Here is a 26,232-nt window from a genome sequence, read left to right as displayed (position 1 = left end):
ACTAAAAGGCATGACTCCGAAAGAATTTCGAAATCATGCCTCAAAAAATATTGCCTGATTTTAATTATTTATCTGTCCACTTGACACGGAGTAGCTCCAACATAGCTATTTTCTTCGAGGTAGCAAAAGAAACAAAATAGAAATATTGCTCTACTTGAGGATGTTGTAAGTAAATTAATGCAGAAGATTACGTTACCCAAACAAAATAAAGATCATCCGCTGGGTGGTGATTATACCTGTTTCTAGCGAGAATTGGATCGCATTGTGAATTGTTTTGAAAAAAACTATGTCCTCGTAAAGCGGGACATGGTTTTAATTTGTATTATTTTAGCTGCGCAATATTTTCTTTAATTGAGCCAGCGAAGACGTATGAACCGGCGACTAGGACGTTTGCACCAGATTTTTTGCACTGACTACCCGTCTTATCGTTGATACCACCATCAACCTCGATATCGTAGCCATAATAGTTCTGGGCCTTTAATTCGGTGACTTCCTGGACCTTCTCGAGCATATCGGGAATGAATTTTTGTCCGCCAAAGCCAGGGGTGACGGTCATAATTAAAACCTGATCGGCGAGCGGGAGCAGGTCACGGTAAGCGGCGATCGCTACGCTTGGGTCAAACGCGATTCCGGCTTTCTTGCCTTGCTCATGGATATGCTCAATTAAGCGATAAGCATGCCGGGTCGTCTCGGGATGGAAGGTGATAATATCGGCGCCTGCCTCCATCAATGAGTCGATAATCGCCTCTGGTTGCTCCGCCATCACGTGGCAGTCCAGGGTGAGGTCTGTATGCGGGCGTAAATCTTTGACGTACTTTGGTCCGAAGTTGATATTGCTAACGTAATGGCCGTCCATAACGTCAACGTGGAGATAGTTCGCACCAGCAGATTTAATTTCTTGCAGCTGTTTTTCGAGTTGAAAGGTATCAGAACTTAGTAGGGAAGGTGCAATGATTGTCATAATTATTCCTCCTGATGAAAAAAGAGAGCGATTGGCCTGTAGACAAGCTTGCTCTCTTTTATTGTAGCTATTTATGGTATAAATGTAATTAACTTTACTAATTTTTTTCTCCTAAGTCGCTAGTACTCAGAAGCTAACCGTGGTGCGTCACACTCTAATCTAATTGTTTCCACTGCCAGCCCTCAACCTCAGGCAGATCAGTACCTTCCTCGTGGATGAAGTCCTTGTGGTGTGCCAACTTGGCATCCATTGCAGAGCTGAATTCACCAGCCGCTGCTCCATAAACCATGTCGGCCGCATCTTGTGCTAAGTGGAAACGGTCGAGTTCATTCATGACCCGGATATCGAACGGCGTAGTGATATCGCCGTCTTCACGGTAGCCGTGGACGTGTACATTTCTGTTGTGGCGGCTGAAGAAAATATCGCGGATTAAGCCTTCGTAACCGTGGAATGCAAAGATGACTGGCTTGTCCTTTGTAAAGTATTCGTCAAATTCCTCGTCACTCAGACCACGTGGATTGAGTGATGGGTGTTGCAACTTCAACAAGTCGACCACGTTTATGAAGCGAATCTTCAAGTCGGGGAATTGTTCGTGCAGAATACTTATGGCTGCCAAACTCTCAAGGTTAGGCTCGGTCCCGGCTGCTGCGATGACGAGGTCTGGTTCCGAATTGCCGTCGGTACTTGCCCAGTCAATAATCTTCAGACCCTTGTCGACCAAGACTTCAGCCTCTTCAACTGAGTAGAATTGTGGCCGTGGGTGTTTTGAAGTGACAATCAAGTTGACCTTTTGTTCGCTTGCAAATGCCTTATTAGCCACTGCCAAAAGGGTGTTGGTGTCTGCCGGTAGGTATTCCCTAATGTATTCTGGCTTCTTGTCCGCTAAGTGACCAAGTACGCCCGGATCCTGGTGGGTGTAGCCGTTATGGTCTTGTTGGAATGAAGTTGATGTATCCACAATATTGAGTGACGGATACTTCTTGCGCCAGCTTTGTTCGTCTGCTTTCCTAATCCACTTGAAGTGTTGGGTAAGCATTGAGTCAACCACACGCAGGAAGGCTTCATAACTTGAGAAGAAGCCATGACGCCCAGTGAGGACGTAGCCCTCGAGCCAACCCTCGGCCTGATGCTCTGACAGTTGCGAATCGATTACCCGACCTGCAGGTGCCATAAACTCATCATTGGGTGTTTTAATTTCCTCGAGCCATTGCCGATTTGTTGCATCAAACAAATGATTTAGTCTGTTGGACATCGTCTCATCTGGTCCGAACACCCGGAAGTTATCTGGGTTCAGCTTGATGACATCACGGGCCCATTTACCGAACTCAATCATATCTTGGCCTTCGACTTTACCAGGCGTGCTGTTGCCGAAAGTATAATCTTTCCAGTCTGGCAACTTTAATGCACGTGGGTTAACGCCACCGTTGACGATGGGGTTCATTGCCATTCTCTTGGTACCGGTTGGTGCAATAGCCTTAATTTCTGGCTTGACTGTGCCGTTCTCATCGAAGAGTTCTTCTGGGCCGTAAGACTTCAGCCAATCTAGCAGTGCATCAACGTGTGTCATGTCTGTTTGGTCGACTGGAATTGGTACCTGATGAGCTCTAAATGATTTCTCAATTGGCTTGTTGGCCCATTCGGTTGGTCCAGTCCAGCCTTTTGGTGCACGGAAAACGATCATTGGCCAAATTGGGCGTGTTGGATCATTCTCTGTTCGTGCATGTTCTTGAATGGCTTTAATCTTCTCAACCGCTTCATCCATTGCCTGAGCCATGACGGGATGCAATGCTTGAGGGTCATCTCCAGTAACAAAGATAGGCTCCCAGCCCATTCCTTCGAAGTACTTGCGTAATTCCTCATCCGTTTTTCTAGACAAAATAGTTGGGTTCGAGATCTTAAATCCGTTAAGATCAAGTATAGGGAGTACGGCACCGTCATTGATTGGGTTGATGAAAGTGGTTGACTGCCATGACGTTGCCAGTGGACCTGTTTCGGCCTCACCGTCACCAACGACAACCGCAGCAATTTCGTCTGGGTTATCGAAGATGGCACCAACACCATGTGAAAGAGAGTAGCCGAGTTCGCCGCCCTCGTGCATTGAACCTGGCGTCTCTGCAGCAGCATGGGATGCTACACCACCTGGGAATGAGAATTGTTTGAAGAGTTTCTGCATCCCTGGTGCATCTTCCGTAATATCGGGGTAGATTTCAGTGTACGAACCATCAAGGTAGGAGTTTGAGACCATGACTTGGCCACCGTGACCCGGACCTTCGATATAGAACATGTTCAAATCGTATTTGTTAATTACGCGGTTTAGGTGGGCATAAATAAAGTTCTGCCCAGCAATAGTACCCCAGTGGCCAAGTGGGTGAATTTTCAAATCGCTGGCCTCAACTGGCCGCCGTAATAATGGGTTATCTTTCAGGTAAAGTTGCCCAACAGAAAGGTAGTTGGCTGCGCGGAAATATTTGTTCAACCGCTCAAAGTATTCCGGTGATGAATAATCAGTTGTTGCTGTCATTAATTGACCTCCACAAAGTTAAATCACTTTTTATTATGTTTACTATTTCAGTATATTAGGCTTTAAAATAAAATGCAACCATTTTGAAAATTGGTTCGTCCCAATTTAATTTTGGGTGCAAAAAAATAATATGATAAAGGATAAACTTTAGTTAGCTATCTTGAAAATATACTTAGAATAAGTAAGCAAATTGGCTTATAAATGTAGATGAATGATTATGACAAAAAGAATTGAAAAAATTGCAAAGATTTACAGATGGGTGAATCCAATTTGGGTATTCTTGATGATTATTTTAAGAAATAAAATTTTTACTATTTCTTCCCTGGTAATACAATTCTTGCTTTTAGTAGTTCTATTTTTCTTCTATAGAAGATACAAGTCAACTAATCAAGAAGATAATCACTACACCAGGAAACCAGTTGATGGTTTGGTTTCCGGAATAGTTGTCTTCATAGTACTATTTACTATTGGTGCTATTAGCTTGCTAAGATGGGTCTAACAAGATAGTTTTGTATATCAAATAAGACCCTTTAAATATATCTAACTATTAAGATCTCTTGGGCTACCATAAGAGGTCTTTTTTGATTGCAGGTTATTATTCCTCGGTAGCCACAAACGTATTGTATTTCATGTATTTGTAATGGAGCCGCATCTTAGAGTATTCAAACGGTGTACCGTCATCCAGGAAGAAGATACCGGCCATCGTGCCCACTGGTTCGGTAGGTGCAAGCGCCAATAGCTCCCGATCCTCTGTCGTCGATGGCTCGGCCGCGATGGTGAGGTAGGCTTTTGACACTAACTTATTCTCTGTCGTCTCCATGTAATTAAAGATGGAGTTTGAGACGACGTTCGGTCCGATATTTGGCGCCAGCTTGATTGGAATATAGCCTGTTTCGATCATGAAGGCCACGTCGTCAAATAGGCGGAGGCGCTTAATCTCGTAGACAAAGTCGTCCGCATTTAAGAAGAGATTCCGAGCCAGCTCTGGGTCAGGGTGGACCACGTTAAAGCTGAGCAGCTTAATCCGTGGCACTTTACCGGAAATTTGAAAGCTATCCGTGACACCGAGATTGCGCCCGGTGTTGTAGTGGAAGATAGAATCATTCTTCAAGTAAAGCGGGTTAATGAAGGTTCCAGATCCCCGCTTTTTGAAGATGGCGCCTTCGTCAGCCAGGATATTCAGCGCCCGCTTAACACTGGAGCGGCTGACCCCATAGGATTCACTCAATGCACGTTCCGTTGGCAGCTTTAAGTTCTGATACTGGCCCGCTTTGATATTCTTCTTTAGTTGTTGGAGCAATTGTCGATACACGAGATCTGCCACAGATGTTGCCTCTTTTCATTAATAAGCACAATATACTGTAATTTGAAATTATTTGCAAAAAATCAATTGGTCTAGATTGGCCCACCTGATTGACCTGTGGTCAGAGTAGCGCCTCGGGTATGAAATTAGCTCAGAACATCACATGCGTTTTGCGGAACAAATCTTTGTCCAAAATGGGTCTGGTATAGTAATATTTCAGTATGGATGAAAACGTTTACCGTGTTGTAACTAAAAAGGAGTAAATAATGGCTAAAACGTATGTAATGGCAATAGATGAAGGAACGACAAGTACCAGAGCGTTAATCATTGACCACGATGGGAACAAGGTGGCGGATTCACAGCGTGAATTCCCACAGTACTTCCCGAAGCCAGGCTGGGTGGAACATAATGCAAATGAAATCTGGAATGCCGTCTTATCGACAATCGCCGGGGCATTCATCAATTCTGATATTCGCCCAAGCCAGATTGAAGGTATCGGAATCACGAATCAACGTGAGACAACTGTGATTTGGGACAAGGAGACGGGCGTACCAATCTACAACGCGATTGTGTGGCAATCTCGCCAGACCAACGAAATATCCGATTCCTTGAAGGATCAAGGTTACCAGCAGCTAATCCGTGACAAAACCGGGCTTTTGATCGATTCATACTTTAGTGCAACCAAAATTCGCTGGATTTTGGACCACGTACCGGCCGCCCAGGAGCGCGCCGAGAAAGGTGAGTTGCTATTTGGCACAATCGATAGCTGGCTCGTCTGGAAGCTCACAGGCGGCGTTCACGTCACCGACTACACGAACGCTAGTCGGACGATGCTCTTCAATATTCACGACCTCAAGTGGGATGACGAAATTCTCGAAATCTTGAATATTCCAAAGGCCATGCTGCCGGAGGTGAAGAGTAACTCGGAAGTGTACGGTGAGACGATGGAGTACCACTTCTACGGCAGTAAGGTGCCCATCTCGGGCATGGCAGGTGACCAGCAGGCCGCTTTGTTTGGTCAACTAGCGTTTAAGGACGGAATGGTCAAGAACACTTATGGTACTGGTTCGTTTATCGTGATGAATACGGGCACGAAACCAACTGTGTCGAATAACAACTTGTTGACGACCATCGGCTACGCTATCAACGGCGAGGTGCACTACGCCCTTGAAGGCTCGGTGTTTGTAGCGGGTTCCTCAATTCAGTGGCTTCGCGACCAAATGAAGTTGGTGGCGACTTCGCCGGAGTCGGAAGAGGCAGCGAACAACTCAACGAGTAACGACGAGGTCTATGTTGTGCCTGCATTTACTGGGCTGGGTGCGCCGTACTGGGATGCAGATGCCCAGGGTGCCGTGTTTGGCTTAACGCGCGGGACAACACGCGAAGACTTCATCAAAGCAACCTTACAATCGATGGCCTACCAGACTAGAGACGTGGTCGATACGATGAAACTAGATTCGGGAATTGATATTCCTGCACTGCGTGTCGATGGCGGGGCAGCTAAGAACGACTATTTGATGCAATTTCAGGCAGATATTTTAAACACACCAATTGAGCGGGCCGAGAATTTGGAGACGACGGCGATGGGTGCGGCATTTCTTGCGGGTCTAGCCGTTGGTTTCTGGCATGATACTCAGGAACTAGAGCAAATTTTCAAGGTTGGTCGTGTTTTTGAACCGGAAATGGCAGAACAGAGAAGGGAGAATCTCTACTCGGGCTGGAAGCTAGCGGTGAAGGCAACGCAGGTCTTTAAGCATACCGCCTTACCCAAAGAGGATTAATTAACAGAAGAAGTGGCAATGAATTTGGATTGAAAGCTTTTAAACGGGGTAAAAATCATGAAATTTTCAAGCGAAACACGGACAGCAACAATCGAGAAATTGAAGAAGACAGAGCTAGATTTATTGATTATTGGTGGTGGAATTACTGGTGCTGGGGTAGCGATTCAGGCTGCCGCATCTGGCATGAATACCGGATTGGTAGAGATGCAAGACTTTGCCGAGGGCACAAGCTCACGCTCGACCAAATTGGTTCACGGTGGAATTCGTTATCTCAAGACGTTTGATGTAGGTGTCGTGAGCGACACCGTCAAGGAGCGGGCAGTTGTGCAGGGCGTTGCGCCCCACATCCCGAAGCCGTTCCCAATGCTCCTGCCCATCTATGATGAACCAGATTCAACCTTTGATATGTTCAGCGTTAAGGTAGCGATGGACTTGTATGATCAACTGGCTGGTGTCACGGGAACCCAATATGCTAACTACATCATTGATAAGAAGGAAGTCCTTCAACGTGAGCCGAACTTGAAGACTGAGCACCTAGAGGGTGCGGGCGTCTACCTGGACTACGTCAATAATGATGCCAGACTTGTAATTGAGAATATCAAAGAGGCTGCGGAGCTTGGTGGACTGATGGTGAGTCACGTTGAAGCGATTGGCGTGGAACATGCGGGCGGCAAGATTAGTGGCCTAAAGGTACGAGACAACCTGACGAATGAGGAGTTTGTAATTCGTGCAAAGTTCTTCATCAATACAACAGGACCTTGGGCTGAAGAGTTCCTCAAGTTAGACGACCGAGATGGTGCCGGCTTGAAGTTGCGTCCAACTAAGGGTGTGCACCTAGTGGTTGACGAGGCGAAGCTGAAGGTGCCACAACCGACATACTTCGATACGGGGATGCAAGACGGGCGGATGGTATTCGTTGTTCCGCGAGAAGGTAAGACCTACTTTGGTACGACAGATACAGACTTTAACGGCGACTTTAAGCATCCAAGAGTAGAACAGGAAGATGTTGATTACTTATTAGGCGTTTTGAATAACCGTTACCCAGATGCACATATTAGGCAAGAGGATATTGAGGCCAGCTGGGTTGGCTTGCGGCCGCTGATTGCGTCAAATAGTGGATCCGATTATAACGGTGGCGGGGCCAATGTTGGTAAGGTTTCTGATGCCAGTTTCCAGAATCTGGTGAATATTGTCCAAAAGTATGAGGCACAGGAAGCATCGAGAGATGACGTCGAACATGCAATTAGTAGGCTGAAGACTGCACGGGCAGAAAGAACTGTGACCGCATCGCAGGTATCGCGCGGTTCGGAGCTTAAGGTAGGCGATGACGGATTGATTACCCTTGCGGGAGGGAAAATAACGGATTACAGGAAGATGGCTGCTGGAGCACTCGCGTTATTGCGGCGGGAATTCAAAGTCCAGTTCAATGAAGATTTCAAGGAAATTGACTCAACGAAGCTCCAGGTATCCGGAGGGCATTTCGATCCAAATAATGTTGAGCAGACCCTTGATTTCTACACTAAAATTGGTATGGACAAAGGATTAAGTGAGCCTGCTGCCCGTGAATTAGCTAATCGTTACGGTTCAAATACTGGACGTGTAATTTCTTACATTAGTGAGCTGGAAGCTGCACCGGGGTTGAGCATGGCGGAGACCGCTAGTTTACACTATTCTGTGAATGAGGAGATGACATTGACACCGGTGGACTACTTACTCCGCAGGACGAATCACTTACTATTCCATGCTGATCAACTGGATGAAATTGTAGAGCCTATCGTAAATGAGATGGCCAGATTATTGGGGTGGTCTGATGCGGAAAAGGCCCAGAGACAAGCTCAAACGGCAGAGACGATTGCTGAATCAAGACTTGAGCATCTCAACAGATTTGGTGAGTAACGCATACATGTGTGATTGTTTTAAGAAGGAGAAGAACAATGGGAGATATTTTTGTACAGAGCATCGGCGAATTTATTGGGACACTGGTACTCGTTTTGCTCGGTGATGGTGTTGTGGCTGGCGTAAGCTTGAAGAAGTCGAAGAGTGAGGGTGCAGGTTGGATAGCAATTTCACTTGGCTGGGGATTTGCGGTGATTATGGGGGTGTACGTGTCTGGCTTTCTCGGACCCGCCCACTTGAATCCCGCTGTCACGATAGGGATGGCTGCCGCCGGTAAATTTGGCTGGAGTGGAGTAATACCATTCATTATTGCCCAAGTTGCTGGTGCATTCCTTGGCGCAGTGTTGGTCTGGATTCACTACTATCCACATTGGCAGGAGACTAAGGATCAGGCTGCCATTCTCGGTACCTTTGCAACAGGGCCAGCAATTCGTAACTACGCAGCAAACTTCGTTAGTGAGGTTATTGGGACGTTCATGTTGGTATTTGCATTGATGGCCTTTACCCGTGGCCGTTTTACCGATGGCTTGAACCCACTTGTCGTTGGTGCACTAATCACGTCAATTGGTCTGTCACTTGGAGGAACCACTGGTTATGCAATTAATCCGGCGCGTGACTTTGGCCCCAGGTTGGCTCATGCAGTGTTACCAATCGCTAATAAGGGTGGGTCTGACTGGTCATATAGTTGGGTTCCAATTGTTGGCGATGTAGTGGGCGGTCTGCTTGCTGCAGGTGCATTTTTGCTGTTACCTTAATTAAACTTAATTCCTAAATTAAGCAAGAAGTTGTATTCGTTAAGCTGGATATGGCTTCTTTCTTATTTAAAGACCTTTATTTAGGGACATACAAAAAACCCACCTCGATGAGGTGAGTTAAAGAGAAAAAGCGATATTCTACTATCTGTTCGAATGTAAATATCTAAAGGGGAATAATGTTAATGAGGAGTATGAATTTTTACGGGGGATGAAAATTTTCAACTACGCCTTTTCTTTTTTGCTGGTGCCACGGAAGATTAGCGAAACCACTAATACAACGATAATGGCACCAATAATCGAAGGGATGATTGCCATACCAGCTAATTGTGGACCCCATTCACCAAGGAGGGATTGCCCCACCCAGGCTCCGACGATACCGCCAATAATATTACCGATCCAGCTGAATGGCATACTGCGATTAGTGATTGCGCCAGCAATGGCACCAATAATCGCACCAACGATTAATACCCAGATCCAATGTAGCATAGGCATCAATCCTTTCAATTTTATTTGTAGAGAAGATCTCTTCTACACTTATAGTCTATATTAGTCTTATGTATTGGGCAAATGATAGCTCTTAAAACGTGGTTATTTAAAAAAACTCGCTACAGCAAGGTATGTAGCGCGTTTTTGCTGGCTAGTTGAGACAGAATTGTAAAATATTTGTAACGTTTTTAAAAATCGCGTTGTTATCTATTTACAGGATACTTAAAAAGGAATACTATTAACGTATAGATAAAGAATTTTTCTTTGGAGGTGCTTTAAATGTCACAAAAAGCTTACATGATTGGTACAGGAATCGGTAATTTAGCTGCAGCACTCTACCTTATTCGGGATGGTCACTGGCGGGGTGAGCAGATTACCCTTTTTGGCTTGGAGCAACATGGTGCAAATGATGGTGCGAAGGTCAGTGACTATGAGGATGAATACAGTAATCAGACTTTGAGTAATAACGCAGGCTACATGGCAAAGGGCGGTCGGATGCTCAACGAAGAGACATACGAGAATCTCTGGGATTTAATGAGTTATGTACCGTCCTTGGATCATCCTGGTCAAAGTGTGACTGAGGAAATTCTGGAATTTGACCATGCACATCCAACACATGACGTGGCCCGCTTGATGGATAGCAAGGGTATCAGAAATCGTGGCGACAAGAACGACTACTCGCATATGCAATTCAATAACCTGGATCGGTACTGGCTGACGCGGCTCATGATGTTGCCGGAGTCAAAGGAAGAGGAGTTGAACGACATCACCATAGCGGAGTGGTTCAAGAAGACCCCGCATATTTTCAAGACCAACTTCTGGTACATGTGGGAAACTACCTTTGCGTTCAAAAAAGAGAGTTCTGCGATGGAACTTAGACGGTACATGAATAGGATGATTCTTGAATTTAGCCGAATCAACACACTGGCGGGCGTGACGCGGACACCATTTAATCAGTACGAAAGCTTAATTCTCCCGATGCGTAGTCTACTTGAGGATAAGGGTGTTAAATTCGTAAACAATATGAAGATTGTTGATTGGGAATTTCAAGATACGTTGCTGCGAGACGAAATTATTGTAAAGGGCTTGAAGTACGAGAATGTGGAAACCGGTGAGACTGGCGTAATTCCGGTTGAGGATACAGATTTAGTCTTTGACACGAACGGTGCGATTACTGATAGTAGCTCGTTCGGCGATCTGGATACACCAATTGTTGAAAATATGGAATATGCCCCGAGTGCAGCATTATGGAAGAAGGCTACCGAACACTTCTTCGACCTCGGACATCCGGATAAGTTCTTCAACGACCGGGCAGCAAGTGAGTGGATGAGCTTCAATGTTACGACCAATAATCACTACTTATTGAATCAAATTACACGCATTACACAGCAACAGCCCGGAAATGCCCTGAATACATGGATTGAGAGTAATAATCTATTATCAATTGTGGTACACCATCAGCCTCATTTCCACGAGCAAAGGGAGAATGAAACGGTCTTCTGGGGTTATGCGATGTTCCCAAGAAAAGTTGGGGATTACGTAAAGAAACCATTCATCGAGATGAATGGTCGCGAGATTTTGGAAGAATTGTTGGGTCACTTGTCAGCTGTGGATACATCTGAGGACAATATTGCCAACCATTATGACGAAATTTGGGAATCGATTGTGAACGTTGTGCCAGTCTTCATGCCTTATGCAAGTGCGTTGTTCAACAAACGTGCGGTAGGAGATCGTCCACTTGTCGTACCAAAGCACTCGAAGAATTTGGCATTTATCAGCCAATTCGCTGAGATGCCATTTGATATGGTATTCACGGAACAGTATTCGTATAGATGCGCACAAACTGCTGTCTACCACTTCCTTGGTTTAGATAAGAGCAAACTCACGAAGATGCATCACTATGAAAAGGATCCAAAAGTGATGGCGAGAGCGACAAAGACGATGTTTAGATAGAAATGAAATTTATTCAGAGGAATAGCCTTAGGCTATTCTTTTTTTATCCGATATAATTAATTGAAGAATGTCGAGTTGAGAATTTCCGCACTTGCTATACTGATTTTCGAAAGGAGCGAGACGATGCTAAAGGAATTGAACACGGTGGTCAACTATATTGAGAGCCACTTGGGCGACACGCTGACTGTTAAACAGCTTGCTGCAGAAGCTAACATGTCAGAGTTTCAGTTGCACCAAGTTTTCTACTATTTGGCAGGCATGACCTTGACGGAATACATCAAACGCCGTCGGCTATCAGAGGCCAATTTGGCGTTGTTAGCTGGGCAAAAGGTGACTGATGTGGCCTATGATTTTGGCTACGATTCCGTGGATGGTTTCTCGCGTGCTTTCAAGCGATGGACAGGATTTTTACCTTCTGATGTGACCAAAAGCGGGCTCACCAAGGTTTTGCCAGTCCTAAACTTTTCGATACAAGTAAATGGAGGACAACCTATGACATATCAAATTAAAGAATTACCAGCTTTCAACCTTGTTGGTGCTGCCAAAAGTGTGCCAATGCAGTTTGAGGGTGTGAACGAAGAAATCGTGAAACTGGCGCAATCAATCACTCCAGAACAACGAGACCAGATGCATGAATTGCAGAATCTCGATCCAAAAGAAGTGGTGAATGCATCTTATAATGCGGACGCAAACTTCATGAAGGAAGAGGGAATGTTGATACACATGATCGGTGTTTTGACGACAAATGCTGTTAGTGATATCCCAGCAGGACTTGAAGTTTTGGAAGTGCCTGCAAGTACATGGGCAGTGTTCCCAAGTGACGGACCATTTCCAGAAACACTACAACAAACGTACGCACAAATTTATGCACAATGGTTGGGCTCCGTCGATTATGAGCTAGCACCATTACCAAACTTCTCGTTCACGAAGATGCACGAGGATGGCAAATCTGCATACAGCGAAGTATGGATGGCAGTTAATAAGAAATAAATTGGACTGAAAAATTGTGTTAACGGGAATCAAAGAACATACTGATTGTTAATAGGAGGTATGTGATGTTAATTGTAAAAGCCACTGTTAAAGATGATATGAGAATTATTTCATTACCATTTGAGTACGGAAGTAAGTTGAAGGATAATCAAGAATATGTTGTGGATTATAAGGACAATGGAACAATAATTCTTAGTCCTAGAATAGAGAATCCATTTCTTGTTAAAAGTGAAGGTTCACTTTCTGAGCCTGATTTTTGGGAACAAAACTAGTCAAGTTTCATTGCAAAATATTTTTCATAGACCACGTTTGTCTTTGAATCAAAGTTTACTAGATTGATAACTTGAACTGTACCGGGATTTTGACTGAATTCTGTTAGTGTTTCAAAAACAATCTTCACTGCCAAATCGAGCGGAAAATGGTAAACGCCTGTGCTGATTGCCGGAAATGAAATAGAAGTCAGCTTGTGTTCTTTAGCTAGGTTTAAACTGTTCAGGTAAGAAGCCGCCAATTCATGTTCCTCATCATTTGCACCATCATGCCATATAGGTCCTGCTGTATGGATGACGTATTTAGCTGGGAGTGCAAAACCGGCAGTAATAACTGCTTCACCAGTTTCGATGGGACCAAGCTTTCTCTGTGCAGATCCAAGATCAGGTCCGGCAGCTCGATTAATTGCACCATCGACTCCGCCGCCAGGAATCATTTCCTTGTTGGCTGCATTAACGATAGCGTCAGTTGTTTCCTTAGTGATGTCTGATTGCTTAATGTTGATTTCAAGTGAGTTTAGCAAAAGTGTTTTCATAAATTTTCTCCAAAATAATAGCTCTAACACCTTTATTGTACAGTGTTAGGGCTATTTTGCTATGCTTTTAAAGTCTATAAACTAATATAATTCTGGATGTGATCTTCTTGCAATAAGCTTGCGCAACTCCTCAATCAGGAACAATGGAATTGGGATGGCAAAGAGGAATGCCCAATCAACCCATTGAATAGCGGTTGTGTTGAATACGCCCTGCAGTACAGGTGTGTAGATGAGGACTGCTAATAACAAAATCTCGAAGATGATGCCGTACCAGACCAATCTATTTTTGAACAATCCGATTGAGAAAACCGAGGAGTTCTGCGTCCGACAGTTAAGCACGTTAGCAACCTGGCAGAAGACGATAGCCGCCAAAGTCATCGTGGTGGCCTCCATGTAAAGCGATCCGCTACCCGCGAGCGACACGCTAGGCCAACCATTTTCGTAGTTGGTGAAGAAGTATGCGCCGGTCGAGATCAGGGATGCAATTAGGCCATACCAGCCAAAAGCCTTCCAGATCACGCGCTTGTTTAGTAAATGTGCGTTCCTTGAACGAGGTGGCTGCTTCATAATTCCTGGTTCCGCCTTTTCAGAACCTAAGCCAAGTGCTGGTAAGAGATCGGTACCCAAATCGACGGTCAGGATTTGCATGACGGTTAAAGGCAACGGAATCAATCCGCGACTGAATAGGAACAGGATCGAAGGAAATGCCTCAGGAACATTCGAGCAGAGAATATAAATCAGGAACTTTTGGATGTTGCTGTAAACCGCACGACCTTCTTCGATAGCCGCAACGATTGAAGCAAAATTGTCATCGGTTAGAATTATGTCTGCAGCATCTTTTGCGACATCCGTGCCCATCTTACCCATGGCCACGCCGATGTCAGCTTTCTTCAGTGCGGGAGCATCATTTACGCCATCGCCGGTCGAGGCAACGACTTCGCCCATCTCTTGCAGTGTCGAGACGATTTTGTACTTCTGCTCTGGCGCAACTCTAGCAAAAACAACTTCGTCAGCTAGGGCAATCTTTAGCTCTTGCTTGCTCATTTTTTCGAGCGCGCTACCGGTGATAACGCGGGCATTCTCACCAACAATCCCGATTTGAACAGCGATTGATTTAGCCGTTAATGAGCTGTCGCCTGTCACCATGATAATCTTGATTTTGGCCTCGTGACATTCATTGACAGCTGCGAAAACCTCTGGACGTGGTGGGTCTGACATGACTGCTAAGCCGACGAATGTCAGATGCTTCTCAGCTTCGGTGAACTCGATTGCGTTCAGCTCATCTTCGTCAAGTTGACCCAAATCGCGATAAGCGATGACCATGGAACGTAAACCTGATGAGGCATATTCTTTGTTTGCTGCGTCAATTCGTTCGTGGTCAGCAACCGTGAGTGGGCGCAGCGTGTCACCATCCTGAATCTGGTCGCATAGGTTAATTGTGTCACTTAGTGAGCCCTTCAAACAGAGGCGATAGCTGTCTTTTTCAATTTGATGGATAGTCGACATTCTTTTTCGTTCTGAATCGAATGTGAACTCCTTAACTCGTGGTGTATCAAGCTTAGCTTGCTTGATATCAAAACCCGCCTTTTGGGCCAGGATGATCAATGCGGCTTCCGTTGGTGTTCCCATGATTTTGGGTTCACCATCAGCTTGTTCAACTTGCGTATCGTTATCGAGTGCGGCAACTTGAACGAGCATACCAAGATTTGGATAATCGGCGACGTTAATCGACTTACCGTTTAAGGTAATTTCTCCGTTGTTGACGTATCCTTGACCTGTCACGTCAAACTCGTTTTTGGGAAGCCAGAGATGGTTGATAGTCATCTGATTCTGCGTCAATGTTCCCGTTTTATCCGAACAGATAACAGTAGTTTCACCGAGGGTCTCGATGCTGCTGAGCTCCTTAACAAGCGCGTGCTTCTTAGCCATGCGTTTGACACCCTGCGCTAGGGAAAGTGTGACGGTTGGTAGAAGTCCTTCAGGAATGAAGGCGACAATCATCCCAAGTGCAAAAACGAAGGATTTAGCGAATGGATAATGGACGAAGAAAATCGCGGCAACGAGGAAAACCAGGCCAATCGAGAAGGCAATAATGGAAATCTGCTTGGTCAGACGGTTGAGCTCAAGCTGAAGTGGACTTGCCGTCTTTTTCTGTTCGTGCGTCAATGCGGCAATGTGACCAAACTCTGTGGCCATACCTGTTGTTAGCGTTACGGCTTTTGCAGTGCCACTAACGGCAGTTGTGCCGGCATAGATGATGTTACTCTCCGCAAAACGACCTTCGCCTTCCTCAAAACCAACCTTCTTCGATTCGGGGACCGATTCACCTGTGAGGGCGGATTCGTCGACCTGCAGTGAGGTGGCCTCGATTAGGCGGGCATCAACTGGAATTGCGTCGCCGGCCTGGAGGACAAAAATATCGCCAGGGACAACTTGAGATGACTCCAGATTAACTACTTCTCCGTCGCGATAGACCTTGGTGAACTGTGGCAGCATGCCTAGCAGCGAATCCGTTGCTTTTTTGGCGGCGTGTTCTTGGTAATAACTGAAGACCCCATTAATGATGGTGACTGCCCAAATTGCAATCCCAAGTTCGGGCGTACCGGTGAAAATTGCGATGAAACCTGAGATCCAAAGTAGGATTGCCATGAGACTCAGGAAGTTCTTGATGAAGGTTTTAAATTCGGATTCGCGTTGCGCCTTTTTGATGGTGTTTGGACCGAAATGCTCTAGACGGGTTTCCGCAGCCTCCTTAGTGAGACCATTCTCTGAAGTTCCGAGCTCTTTATAAACTTTTGTGAGCTCCTCTTGCGCATACATGCGCGTAGACTTCTCTTGCATAATTATTCCCCCAAAGATTAATAATCTTACAAGCGTATGATAGTCTTTTTGCCGCCCAAAAACACACCTTTTCGGGAAAATTTTACCTATAAAAGTAATGACACTATTTTTGATTTCGAAAGGCATCGGGTATACTGAGACTACATTTCGACATACACAGAACAAAGACGGGGAGGCTGACCGATGAAATTACTAATTGTCGAGGACGAGCAGGCGCTAGCGAACAGCATGGCCGAGTATTTTACGGGAAAATACCAAGTTAATATTGCTCAAAACTTGAGCATGGCTGAAGCACTTATCCAAAATGAAACACCTGACATTATCATTCTCGATCTTGGATTGCCCGATGGTGACGGCTTAGCGTGGCTTAAAAGCTGGCACGAACTTTTGTCTAGCAAGATATTGATTCTAACAGCCAACGACGAAGAAAATAGGATTATCACAGGATTAGGTCTGGCCGAAGATTACGTGCTAAAACCGGTCAGTTTACATGTGCTAGAGGCAAGAATGAACAAGCTAATCCCACAAGCACAATTAGTAATAGGAGCGCTAACTTTTGACTTCGGCAAGCAGATTTTGCTACGTGATGGCGTTCCCGTGTCATTGACAGTCCTAGAGTGGCGCCTTTTACGCTTCTTGGTCGAGAATCACAATCAGATTCTACAACGCGAACAGTTGATGCAAGTCATCTGGGACGTGCAGGGGAAATACGTCAGTGACAATACGTTGACGGTTACAATTAAGCGTCTGCGAGAGAAAATTGAGTTGCAACCAAATCAGCCAACCATGATTCGCACGATTAGGGGAATGGGGTACTTTTTCGATGAACAAAATAATGCATGATTCGCCCGAAATTCGTTTGGTGGTGAAGTTAGGCAGCGTATTAATCGTTATTCTCAGTGGTGTATTCGCTCTGGCTATCGTTTTATTGCCGGAGCAATTTTTACTGTTGTTAGCCGTATACCTAGTTGCTGTTTCTTTGGTTGTATTTACCTTATATAGGTGGTTAAAGCTGGTTAACGAGAAGCTAGCTGCGATTCATGAACTGCTTAAGGCGACAGGAACGGGTCAGAGTGAATACTCGCTGGTGCAAAATGACGAAGGATTGTTCTCGAAGATTCACAATGAACTGTATCGCTACCGCAGGCAGAGCGAGGTCCAGGCGGTTAATCTGAAGCAGGATCGTCAGCAATTGACCTACGCAATTACCAATATTGCGCACCAGTTACGTACGCCGATTGCGACGAGTGGTAATATGATTGATTTGCTGACACCTGAGAATCTGGCAGAGAGCAAAAAGGGGCTACAGCAGCAAAATGAACGTTTAGCCGGTCTGGTTGAGCAGATGGTGCTGCTTGCCAAAGTCGACACCCACACATTGAGTAATATCAAGGAGCCTGTTAACTTAAATCAGTTGCTCACGGAGAGTTTGAACTTTCTTTTGCCTGCGATTACTACCGCGGATTTGTCATTCGACTACGCTGTGCCGCAGGATATTGTGGTCGCCGTGAACCGTAAGCTGATGCAGGAAGCTCTAATAAATATTTTCAAAAACAACTTTGAACACGCACCAAAACATAGTCTGATTAAAGTGAAAGCTGTGCAGACACCACTTTCCGTAATTTTGACAATTGAAAACGCGGGAGAAGCAATCGCTGAAACTGACCTGCCGCATCTGTTTGATCGATTCTATCGTGGAAGTCAGAGTGCACCGAACAACATGGGGATTGGCCTCGCCATCGCCAAGGGAATAATTACTGCTACTGGTGGCAATGTTTCGGTGCAAAATATTGCGGCTGGCGTAAGCTACCGCGTTGATTTGTTTCGTTAGTTTGGTTGTTGTCACCTAGCTGTCACTTTCGCCAACTATACTGAATTTAAATAAAGATGGAGGAAGTCAGATGGCTATTTTGACAGCAAAAAATTTAACCAAGCAATATCCTGGTGAGGAACGACCTGCATTGAACCAGGCTAACTTATCGATTGAAGAAGGAGAATTTCTCGCAATCGTCGGCTCCAGTGGCTCGGGCAAGTCAACGTTGCTCCACCTCTTGGGTGGGGTTGACCGACCAACCAGTGGTTCAGTGCAGCTGTATGACACGGATATCTACGACCTGAATGAGACTCAACTCGCGATTTTTCGTCGCCGTCAGGTCGGCTTAATCTACCAATTCTATAACCTACTGCCTAATCTGACGGTACGTGAGAACATTACCTTGCCAGCGGAATTGGATGGCAAGAACGTTCCCGATGAGCAGTTAGCTGAATTATTTAACACGTTGGGGTTACGCGGGAAGGAGGATGCCCTTCCTGCAGCACTTTCCGGTGGACAACAGCAAAGAGTAGCAATCGGGCGGGCGTTGATTAATAAGCCAGCAATTGTACTGGCCGATGAGCCCACGGGTAACTTGGATCAGAGAAACTCCCAGGAAATCATGGAATTATTGCATTACGCCAACGTTAAAGAGGGACAGACTGTGGTTTTAATCACACACGATCCACTCATTGCACAACAGGCCAGTCGAATCATCACGATTGAAGACGGCTTGCTGAATGAGGGGTAAGCGCGATGAAAACAACTTGGAAATTAAGTCTACGCCTGCTAAAAACGGATATTAAACGTACTATCATGACGATTATCGCAATGGCAATTGCCGCAACACTTGCGGTTGCTGTGCTTGTTGGATTGCGCAGCGGTCAAAGAACGATGTTCGATATTCAGACCAAAGATTCCGGCGGTTACGTCATGCAATTTAATAATGTTCCTGTAAGTGGACAGAAAGAAATACTGAATAATTCAGCATTCAAATTGACGGCTATCTCACAAACAAAGGGTACATTTGAGGTCGATGACAGTAACTATTATGTAAATATTGATTTCAAAACGATGCCTAGAAAGTCCTTGTATGATCTAGCCAAACCGATTTTGACGAGTGGGAGATTACCAAACGCTAAAAATGAAGTCTTGGTCCCGGACGGCTATGACGATATCGTGGATGGTAAAGTCACCTTCACGATTGCGGGAAAGAAACAGACCTTTAATGTAGTTGGTCGAATGATGAATTTCACGGGCAGCCTGGTTAATACGGGCTCGATACTGGGCTATTCAGATGATTTTAGCGGACCAATTAACATCGCTGTGATTCCGAAAAGATACACCAATTTCTATGCAGAAATGGATAAGATTGCGGCAAAAGCAAAGGTAAAGAAAAAGGATTTACAGTTTTTGAATTCTGCCCTTCAAACCATGGGTCAATCGCGTGGTATCGGTGCCGCTGCAGTTACAACGACGGTTGTGCTAGTAATTCTGGCGATTATTGGAGTTGTCGCCTTGATTCTAATCTACACGAGTATCAACCTTTCGGTGATGGCGCAGAGAAAACGCTATGGGTTATTGCGCTCCATCGGGACTACACCTAGGCAGATTCGTCAAATTGTGTATCAGCAAGCTTTGATTCTAGTTGTGCCATCAATGGTGCTTGGCTATGGCTTTGGTGTCGTTGGGATGAGCGGTGTGATTAAGCTAATCAACCAAATTCTGGCAAAAGGGGATGCAGGTTTGGTGATTAAGACGGTCATCGATTGGCCACCTCTGCTTGTTGCACTTTTCTTCATGGTCTTGATGGCTATAATTGCGTCATTTAGGCCAGCACGACGTGCGGCAAAGGTCACACCGATTAATGCGATTAAGCAGCTAGATCCTAGTCCTAAGCTCACGAAACGTCATCTGAAAAACACGTGGTTAATCAGACATGTTAAACAGCCCACGGCTAGATTGGCAATGAGAAATTACCGCCGCTCGGCGCAGAAACGCACGATGATGGCTACATTGATTTTTACATTAATGCTATTTGTTGGTTTAACAGCTTTTGTTAGCTCATTTATTCAAGAAATAAACTACAGGGAATCAGCCGATATCGTTTTCTGGGATAGGGATAAAAAAACCGATGAAGCTGAACTGCAAAGCGTATTTAGAGAGGCTGATAAGCTAAAAAATTATCAATCTGGTTCATTTATGCATGCAATAGCTGAATATCCCAAAACCTATACCAAAAGTGGGGAAGCTGTTGATGAAAAGAGGGATGGCGATATTTATGTTTTGGGAATCAATCAACAGGATTTCCAAAACGATTTTAATGGTAAGCCAACCTTGATTTCGATTCAGATGACCTACGATCTGGGTGGAGGTCGGTCAGAAGTGATTTCAGATTTCCCGGTGCAGGATAATTTTGTACTTAAGCTAGCTGACTGGTCACAGAATGGAGCAAATAAGACTAAGTACAGTTATACACTCACGAGCCGGGTCGTTGTCGATACTTATAATGTCGCAACCAAAATGATTTCTAATTTCAATCTGGATAATACGCTGGTCGTAAGTCAACAGCAATTTAAGGAAATAGCTGCAAAAGTGGGAAAGGGCTCCGATGATGTTGGGATTGCTGCTGCAGCAAAATTAGCAAATTCTAAAAATCATCAACGTGTGAATGATGCTTTAAGGGCACAATTTCCTAACGCTTACACCACGGATAATATCGCTGAACAGAATAAGCAAAGAAGTTTGATGCTGGGAGTAAGAATTCTGATATATGGCTTCATTGCATTACTCTCACTTGTGAGTCTGGCAACGATTGTCAGTCATATTTTCTCCACATTGCTCACTTCAAAACGCAGTCTTGCAATGTTCCAATCTGTTGGAATGACAGCGAAGCAGGTTACAGGGATGCTGGGAATTCAAAACGCAATTTTGTTGATTACCGGTGGAGTTATTGGAACGGGATTAGGCGTGGGAGTTTCCTACGGACTATTTAAGATGATGAACGATTACTATCTAAATCATTACCTATTCCCAACCACACAAATTATCGTTGTGGGTCTAATGCTGTTAGTTGTTTGGGCAGTTTTCCAAATCTTTATTTATCGGACTGTGAAAGCACAGGATATTAACGAATTGATTAGAGCAGAATAGTATAAAAAAAGACAGCCGTGAGGCTGCCTTTTTTGGTGGAAATGGTTATGTTGTGTTGGGATTTGTAAATGTGCTCCACCTCGCAACTTCCTCCGCCTAACTTCTTGTTTTACCAATTACGTTGTAATTGATAGCCAAGTTCGTTAGTGCTCAGAAGCTGGGCGCTCGGTGTCGCAACTTGTAATTGTGCTCCTGGACATAACTTTCTCCGTCTAGTTTCTTGCACTTCAAACTACTGCGTAGTTTTTGAGCAAGTTCACTAGTACTCGAAAGCTAACCATGTCCTGTCGCAACTTGTAATTGTGCTCCACCTCGCAACTTCCTCCGCCTAACTTCTTGTCTTACCAATTACGATGTAATTGATAGCCAAGTTCGTTAGTGCTCAGAAGCTGGGCGCTCGGTGTCGCAACTTGTAAATGTGCTCCAGGACATAACTTTCTCCGTCTAGTTTCTTGCACTTCAAACTGCTGCGTAGTTTTTGAGCAAGTTCACTAGTACTCGAAAGCTAACCATGTCCTGTCGCAACATTCTATTCTACCCTTGGTTCCTCATTATTCTAGCGAATCTGTTCCGCACGGCTTCTGCTCTTATCAACGGCACGCTTTGTTGCCTCAGTTGCTTGTTCAGTCTTGTCTGAGATGAACTCGCCAGTCTTTTCTGTTGCGCGACTCAATTTATCCTGCACTGTGTCGCTTTGCTTCTCGTGTTCTTCTCTAGTCATCACATCGACCACATTTACATTTAGTTCCACCACATCCAGGTTCGTCATTTGGTGAACCTCTCTTTGAATAATGTCCTTCATCTTATCATAGATTTCTGGAATCCGTTTCTGGTACTCTGCAACGATTTCTAGGTCAACGGCAACTTGTTTCTTGCCAACTTCCACATCGATACCGCTTGTCGTTTGATCCGTGTTTACCAGTTTGCTAGTAATATTAGAGAAGAAGCCGCCATCAACACTAAGCAGACCATCAACTTTATCGAGTGCAATACCAACAATCTTCTGGATTACTTGATCATCAAAAGTTAAATCACCCCGAATCTGGCTCTTTGAGCTATCTTTAGTCTGATTTACATCCTGTGTGCTCAAACTTCCTGAATCTTTCTTGCCCGTTTGCGTGGAATCGATTTGGCCAGTCTCTGTTCGCACCTGCTCGTTGATATCTTTTGATGTTAATTGGTCCTTGCTTTTTGACATTGTTTTATCCATTAATTTGATCCTCTTTTCTTTGTTGAATTCTGTTTGATTTTCTGTAAAATTCCAGACTGCTGTAACTTAAAGGCTAAATAAGCACCAAGCACAGTCAATATGAGCACTAGGATGGTTTTCCAAAAACCGATTGTGAAGATTAACGTTGCCAGAATCAAGCCGACAACCGCACCGATGATGGGAAACCGGTATGTTCTAATCATCTCTTCCATAGCTGATCCTCCTAAACTACACGGGGTGCATTGCGCTTGTTACCAGACTTGAAGTCCTTCAGCTCAATCTGAATCTTCTTCTTATCCTCAATTCCAAGTAGGCTATGCAACTCCGTCTCGATTCGATTAATCAACCGACTACTTTTCTCGCGTGCATTGAAAATTGGGCGGAGCGTCCCATTCACCGAAACCTTGATTTTGTTCCTGGTGAGGCGGGTCTTGACCGAGTGGTCTACAATCCAGTGCTCCTGCTCAAGGATCGAGTTCACGAAGCCATCGATGGCCTTCTTATCAATCGTCAGCTGTCCGGCGTCTTTCTTCACCAAACGAGTTTGCGCATCAATTGGCCAGAAGATGATGATGAGCGCCAGGATTAGCAATATGATTAGCGCGACCAGGCTCCCCCAGAAAAGGTAGTTGACTATTGGTGCTGAGAATAGGGGATATCTCACCGGGAGAACTAGTGAGAACGGTAAAGACACTGCCCGTTGATTAGCAATGATGTTTGCTAACAACAGGGAGAAAAGTATCAGAATAATGAATAGAAACACAATTTTTTTCGTTCTTGTCATAGGCTCACCCTCTCTGTTGTTCTGGTGTTTCGTATCCAATTCCATTATAGCGAGAATCGAGGACCTAAATAAAGAAAAACGAATTATAATCATCAGTAAAATATAATAACAATGTTTTATAAATTGTGCAGGTAAAGAAAAAGTGTCGGAGGAAATAATGGAACTTTCCCGTGGCACTATAATTGAGTATTACTTACATTTATTTATTGTAGCTTAGTTGTGAGATATTTGAGCTGTAGGAAGTGATTGATTCTAGTTAATTACCTCCCATGAGGCCCTTCAAACCTGATATTGTACGGTCAGTATCATACACAGGGTTGTAACCTCCGCGATTGTTGCTGTTTGGCAATTTTATAATACCTACAGTGAATTCATGCGGATTAAAACTCATGGGAATAAGAATACATCCGCATTCGCGGGTTATGGTATCTGGTATAGCGCATTCTTTGGTGTAATCATGTTATCTCTCAGTATTGCCGCATTCACGGGTGCCTTTAAGTAAGCAATCAAGTAGTTTAGTAGTTTATCAAATATTCCTAGTCACAAATGTAAACTGGTGCTAGGCTATTTATTTTGCCCAGATGAGTCGTTAGACGGTGGTTACGCTAATATCAGCTCCTGAATTGGGATATCGAATGGCTCAATCTGCCACTCCGCGGTGGCAAATTGCATTGCAGTTGGAACCAGTGCTACAGTCTGACCTGGGTAGTGGGCCAGAAAGCGGTCGTAATAGCCGCCACCAAAGCCAATTCTGTAATGACTGTCTGTTGCAAAGCCGATTCCGGGCACGATCATGAGGTCAACCTCATTGTTGACGCGTCGTTCTTCGTAGCGTGGTTCCGGGACACCAAATGAGCTTAGCACCAGCTCGTCTTTTGCAGTGTGTTCAATAAAGGCCATCTGCCGGTTAGGCAGCGTCTTCGGGAGGTATACGCGTTTCCCTTTCCGCCAGGCTGCTTGAATGATTAAACTGGTCTCGACCTCGAGCGCGCCGGAGTATGTGATGCCAATGCTTTTGGCAGACTTGAATGTTGGGTGAGCGAGTAGCAGTTGCGTGAGGGCTAAACTCTCTTTTTTCGTGGTGAATTGAGCCTGTTTGAGGCGATATAGTTGGGTGGTTCTAAATTCTTTTTTAGTCAAATGTATTCCTCCGAGTGACAAGATTGTTAGCTAGCTGTAAGTTAAATGCATTTCTCCTACTGCTGGTTCTTGCTAAATTATTGGCAGACAAAAGGTTATAGGAGGTAGAACATGAAGAAGTTAGTAAAGTTAGTAATTATGGTGGCAGGCGTCCTGGTGTTATTGGGTAGTGCGGCATTTATGGTCACGTCAAACAGCTCGGGTGTGGTTGCTCAAATAATCGATAAGTTAAACCCCTTGGTTAATGAAAGTAGTGCGTATGTCAAAACGGGAGTGGAACCAATCAGTCGTGATGATCATGACATGCCAACTTACCGTTTCGAGACGATTGATCATACTGGTGACAGTCTAACGTTAGACGTCATGGGAATGAAGGATTTTCTGCCAGACCACTACCTGAAGATTACACATAAGGGCCGCTTCGTGGTGACGTACGAGGAAGTTTCGCTGAGTGAGATTCCCACTAGTTTGCGGACTAGGGTAGCTCAAATGTAATATTCATAATCTACTGCACTAGTATAGCATGTGAATAATTAAGTCCAAGCCTTTATTTTGCCGAGTTCATTGGTACAATTAGACTGAAAGCGAAAACATAAGAGGTCGAACAGGATTAATGATGAATGATGAGCTAACGAGTGAAGAGCGGGCGAGCTTCTAACAGTTATATTTGCAGGCATTTCAAAAGGTTGATGACGTGTGGACAAGAGCCGCTTTTTGGGCCAGATTTAACCATGCGGCGGTTTATCGTACAACCGTAGGAGAGCGGGTAATCGCCGGGTTGTACGCCATTAATTTACCTGTTTCTTTCGTTGGGCGCCAGTTGGCCATGCGGGGGATTGGTGTTGTCATGAGTGACCCAGTGTTTCGCGGCCAAGGTGGCCCTAGCAAACTGATGCGTCAGGCATTGGTGGAGATGGATGCCGCGCAGGTGGAACTGTCTTATCTCGCTCCGTTTTCTTATACTTTCTACCGACGCTTTGGCTATGAGCAAGTATTTAACCGGACTACGACGACATTTAAGCGGCAGGAGTTAGTGGCCCCGGATCTGAGTTCGGATGTACAATTTAGCACTGCATCTTTCGCCGCAGTTGTAGAGAAATTACAGGCGTTCTATGCTGCCAGAGTCCAGGATCTACGTGGCGGTTTGGTGCGGGATGACTGGTGGTGGGATTATCTGGTGACCCGTTATAATGAGCGTCAAGTACTGTTGTGTCAGGGTGCTGACGGTGGATTATTAGGCTATACCCTGTACGTTGAAACGCCTAACGAGATTCAGGTAGTTGAACGCGTGGCCGTGAATGCTCAAGTTAGCAATACGCTGCTCGTTTATCTGAACAATCAGTTAGATGAAGGGCAGCAATTAAGCGTGGTGACTCCAAATTCTATGTATTTTGGGCTTGAGCTGCCAGAACCGGACCTAGCTACCACCGCTGTTACTCCATACATGATGGCGCGAATTGTGAATATTCAGAGTTTCGTCAGACAATATCCTTTTAGCGCAGATTTCGCTGAAATTAATATCAAATTAACCGATCCCGTAATCGAGCGCAATAACGGTGTCGGGCGGTTTACGCCGGGAAGCCTAACCAAAGCTCCCGCTCAACAACGTCCTGATTTAGAAATTTCGATCACCCGCTTTAGTCAGCTGATGCTCGGTGCTGTCACATTACAGCAGCTAATAGACTGGCAGCAGGTAATTGTTAACGATGACAAGCGGGCGCAGCAATTCGCTTTGACCCTAGTACAGACAGAACCTGAGCTCGTTGACTACTTCTAATTCGTGGCTTTTTACACCTAAAATAAAGCGCTTTTTTGATACTTAATATGTTAAGATGGATGA

At 44.9% G+C, this 26,232-nt stretch carries 22 protein-coding genes; 12 read left to right on the top strand and 10 right to left on the bottom strand.

Annotation, left to right across the window (positions count from 1 at the left end; genetic code table 11):
- Nucleotides 1-322 precede the first annotated feature (322 nt).
- The 3 genes from rpe to FC62_RS05165 form a co-directional block, all read right to left on the bottom strand.
- Entirely contained in the window at nucleotides 323-961 is a 639-nt protein-coding gene (gene rpe, locus FC62_RS05180; RefSeq protein ID WP_056947350.1) for a ribulose-phosphate 3-epimerase, read from the bottom strand.
- A 154-nt stretch (nucleotides 962-1,115) separates the two neighbouring features.
- Entirely contained in the window at nucleotides 1,116-3,482 is a 2,367-nt protein-coding gene (locus tag FC62_RS05175; RefSeq protein WP_056947345.1) for a phosphoketolase family protein, read from the bottom strand.
- A gap of 595 nt (nucleotides 3,483-4,077) precedes the next feature.
- Nucleotides 4,078-4,806, bottom strand: coding sequence for a GntR family transcriptional regulator (locus FC62_RS05165; protein WP_054745799.1), 729 nt, complete (start codon nucleotides 4,804-4,806; stop codon nucleotides 4,078-4,080).
- A 245-nt stretch (nucleotides 4,807-5,051) separates the two neighbouring features.
- Here FC62_RS05165 and glpK point away from each other — a divergent pair, with 245 nt between their 5' ends.
- The 3 genes from glpK to FC62_RS05150 are packed head-to-tail and all read left to right on the top strand — an operon-like array spanning nucleotide 5,052 to nucleotide 9,217.
- Nucleotides 5,052-6,566 (top strand): glycerol kinase GlpK, encoded by a 1,515-nt coding sequence (gene glpK, locus FC62_RS05160; RefSeq protein ID WP_056947339.1) that lies wholly within the window; start codon nucleotides 5,052-5,054, stop codon nucleotides 6,564-6,566.
- A 57-nt stretch (nucleotides 6,567-6,623) separates the two neighbouring features.
- Entirely contained in the window at nucleotides 6,624-8,462 is a 1,839-nt protein-coding gene (gene glpO / locus FC62_RS05155) for a type 1 glycerol-3-phosphate oxidase (RefSeq protein ID WP_054745797.1), read from the top strand.
- A gap of 38 nt (nucleotides 8,463-8,500) precedes the next feature.
- Nucleotides 8,501-9,217 (top strand): MIP/aquaporin family protein, encoded by a 717-nt coding sequence (locus FC62_RS05150; RefSeq protein ID WP_054745795.1) that lies wholly within the window; start codon nucleotides 8,501-8,503, stop codon nucleotides 9,215-9,217.
- A 222-nt stretch (nucleotides 9,218-9,439) separates the two neighbouring features.
- Here the strand turns inward: FC62_RS05150 and FC62_RS05145 are convergent, their stop codons facing one another.
- On the bottom strand, nucleotides 9,440-9,703 hold the full coding sequence (locus FC62_RS05145) for a GlsB/YeaQ/YmgE family stress response membrane protein (protein ID WP_056947337.1): 264 nt from the start codon (nucleotides 9,701-9,703) through the stop codon (nucleotides 9,440-9,442).
- Nucleotides 9,704-9,982: 279 nt separating this feature from the next.
- On the opposite strand from FC62_RS05145, the gene FC62_RS05140 reads away from it, so the two are divergent.
- The 3 genes from FC62_RS05140 (at nucleotide 9,983) to mazE (ending at nucleotide 12,918) form a co-directional block, all read left to right on the top strand.
- Entirely contained in the window at nucleotides 9,983-11,656 is a 1,674-nt protein-coding gene (locus tag FC62_RS05140) for an oleate hydratase (RefSeq protein WP_056947334.1), read from the top strand.
- Nucleotides 11,657-11,779: 123 nt separating this feature from the next.
- Nucleotides 11,780-12,646, top strand: a complete 867-nt coding sequence (locus tag FC62_RS05135) for an AraC family transcriptional regulator (protein WP_054745793.1) — start codon at nucleotides 11,780-11,782, stop codon at nucleotides 12,644-12,646.
- A gap of 65 nt (nucleotides 12,647-12,711) precedes the next feature.
- Nucleotides 12,712-12,918, top strand: a complete 207-nt coding sequence (gene mazE / locus FC62_RS05130) for a type II toxin-antitoxin system PemI/MazE family antitoxin (protein WP_054745791.1) — start codon at nucleotides 12,712-12,714, stop codon at nucleotides 12,916-12,918.
- Here mazE and FC62_RS05125 read toward each other — a convergent pair.
- Both FC62_RS05125 and FC62_RS05120 read right to left on the bottom strand, forming a co-directional pair.
- Entirely contained in the window at nucleotides 12,915-13,451 is a 537-nt protein-coding gene (locus FC62_RS05125; protein WP_054745789.1) for a macro domain-containing protein, read from the bottom strand. The genes mazE and FC62_RS05125 overlap by 4 nt on opposite strands.
- Nucleotides 13,452-13,532: 81 nt before the next feature.
- Nucleotides 13,533-16,295: a cation-translocating P-type ATPase gene (locus FC62_RS05120; RefSeq protein ID WP_201779029.1), complete on the bottom strand. Its 2,763-nt coding sequence runs from the start codon at nucleotides 16,293-16,295 to the stop codon at nucleotides 13,533-13,535.
- Between the two features lie 180 nt (nucleotides 16,296-16,475).
- On the opposite strand from FC62_RS05120, the gene FC62_RS05115 reads away from it, so the two are divergent.
- The 4 genes from FC62_RS05115 (at nucleotide 16,476) to FC62_RS05100 (ending at nucleotide 21,258) form a co-directional block, all read left to right on the top strand.
- Entirely contained in the window at nucleotides 16,476-17,135 is a 660-nt protein-coding gene (locus tag FC62_RS05115) for a response regulator transcription factor (protein ID WP_054745788.1), read from the top strand.
- Entirely contained in the window at nucleotides 17,116-18,123 is a 1,008-nt protein-coding gene (locus FC62_RS05110; RefSeq protein WP_054745786.1) for a sensor histidine kinase, read from the top strand. Before FC62_RS05115 ends, FC62_RS05110 begins: the two co-directional genes overlap by 20 nt.
- 70 nt (nucleotides 18,124-18,193) lie before the next feature.
- Nucleotides 18,194-18,856 (top strand): ABC transporter ATP-binding protein, encoded by a 663-nt coding sequence (locus FC62_RS05105; protein ID WP_056947328.1) that lies wholly within the window; start codon nucleotides 18,194-18,196, stop codon nucleotides 18,854-18,856.
- A 5-nt stretch (nucleotides 18,857-18,861) separates the two neighbouring features.
- Nucleotides 18,862-21,258: an ABC transporter permease gene (locus FC62_RS05100; RefSeq protein WP_056947325.1), complete on the top strand. Its 2,397-nt coding sequence runs from the start codon at nucleotides 18,862-18,864 to the stop codon at nucleotides 21,256-21,258.
- A gap of 556 nt (nucleotides 21,259-21,814) precedes the next feature.
- Here the strand turns inward: FC62_RS05100 and FC62_RS05095 are convergent.
- From FC62_RS05095 to FC62_RS05080, 4 genes are all read right to left on the bottom strand, one after another.
- Nucleotides 21,815-22,468 carry an Asp23/Gls24 family envelope stress response protein gene (locus FC62_RS05095; protein WP_236693787.1) on the bottom strand — a complete coding sequence of 218 codons (654 nt, stop codon included), beginning with the start codon at nucleotides 22,466-22,468 and terminating at the stop codon, nucleotides 21,815-21,817.
- Nucleotides 22,468-22,680 (bottom strand): DUF2273 domain-containing protein, encoded by a 213-nt coding sequence (locus FC62_RS05090; RefSeq protein WP_054745778.1) that lies wholly within the window; start codon nucleotides 22,678-22,680, stop codon nucleotides 22,468-22,470. The genes FC62_RS05095 and FC62_RS05090 overlap by 1 nt, the downstream gene beginning before the upstream one ends.
- 11 nt (nucleotides 22,681-22,691) lie before the next feature.
- Entirely contained in the window at nucleotides 22,692-23,252 is a 561-nt protein-coding gene (amaP, locus tag FC62_RS05085; protein ID WP_056947321.1) for an alkaline shock response membrane anchor protein AmaP, read from the bottom strand.
- Between the two features lie 600 nt (nucleotides 23,253-23,852).
- The gene (locus FC62_RS05080; RefSeq protein WP_056947318.1) at nucleotides 23,853-24,392 is read right to left on the bottom strand and encodes a 5-formyltetrahydrofolate cyclo-ligase; all 540 of its coding nucleotides are present in this window, start codon (nucleotides 24,390-24,392) and stop codon (nucleotides 23,853-23,855) included.
- A 111-nt stretch (nucleotides 24,393-24,503) separates the two neighbouring features.
- On the opposite strand from FC62_RS05080, the gene FC62_RS05075 reads away from it, so the two are divergent.
- Together FC62_RS05075 and FC62_RS05070 are read left to right on the top strand one after the other, a co-directional pair.
- On the top strand, nucleotides 24,504-24,887 hold the full coding sequence (locus FC62_RS05075) for a YxeA family protein (RefSeq protein WP_054745774.1): 384 nt from the start codon (nucleotides 24,504-24,506) through the stop codon (nucleotides 24,885-24,887).
- Nucleotides 24,888-25,059: 172 nt separating this feature from the next.
- Complete coding sequence (locus tag FC62_RS05070) at nucleotides 25,060-26,169, top strand: GNAT family N-acetyltransferase (protein WP_054745772.1); 1,110 nt, start codon at nucleotides 25,060-25,062, stop codon at nucleotides 26,167-26,169.
- The last annotated feature ends 63 nt before the right edge of the window (nucleotides 26,170-26,232 follow it).

The sequence above is a fragment of the Amylolactobacillus amylotrophicus DSM 20534 genome (assembly GCF_001434555.1).
Classification (GTDB): Bacteria; Bacillota; Bacilli; order Lactobacillales; family Lactobacillaceae; genus Amylolactobacillus; species Amylolactobacillus amylophilus.
This window is presented reverse-complemented; position numbering and strand designations above follow the sequence as displayed.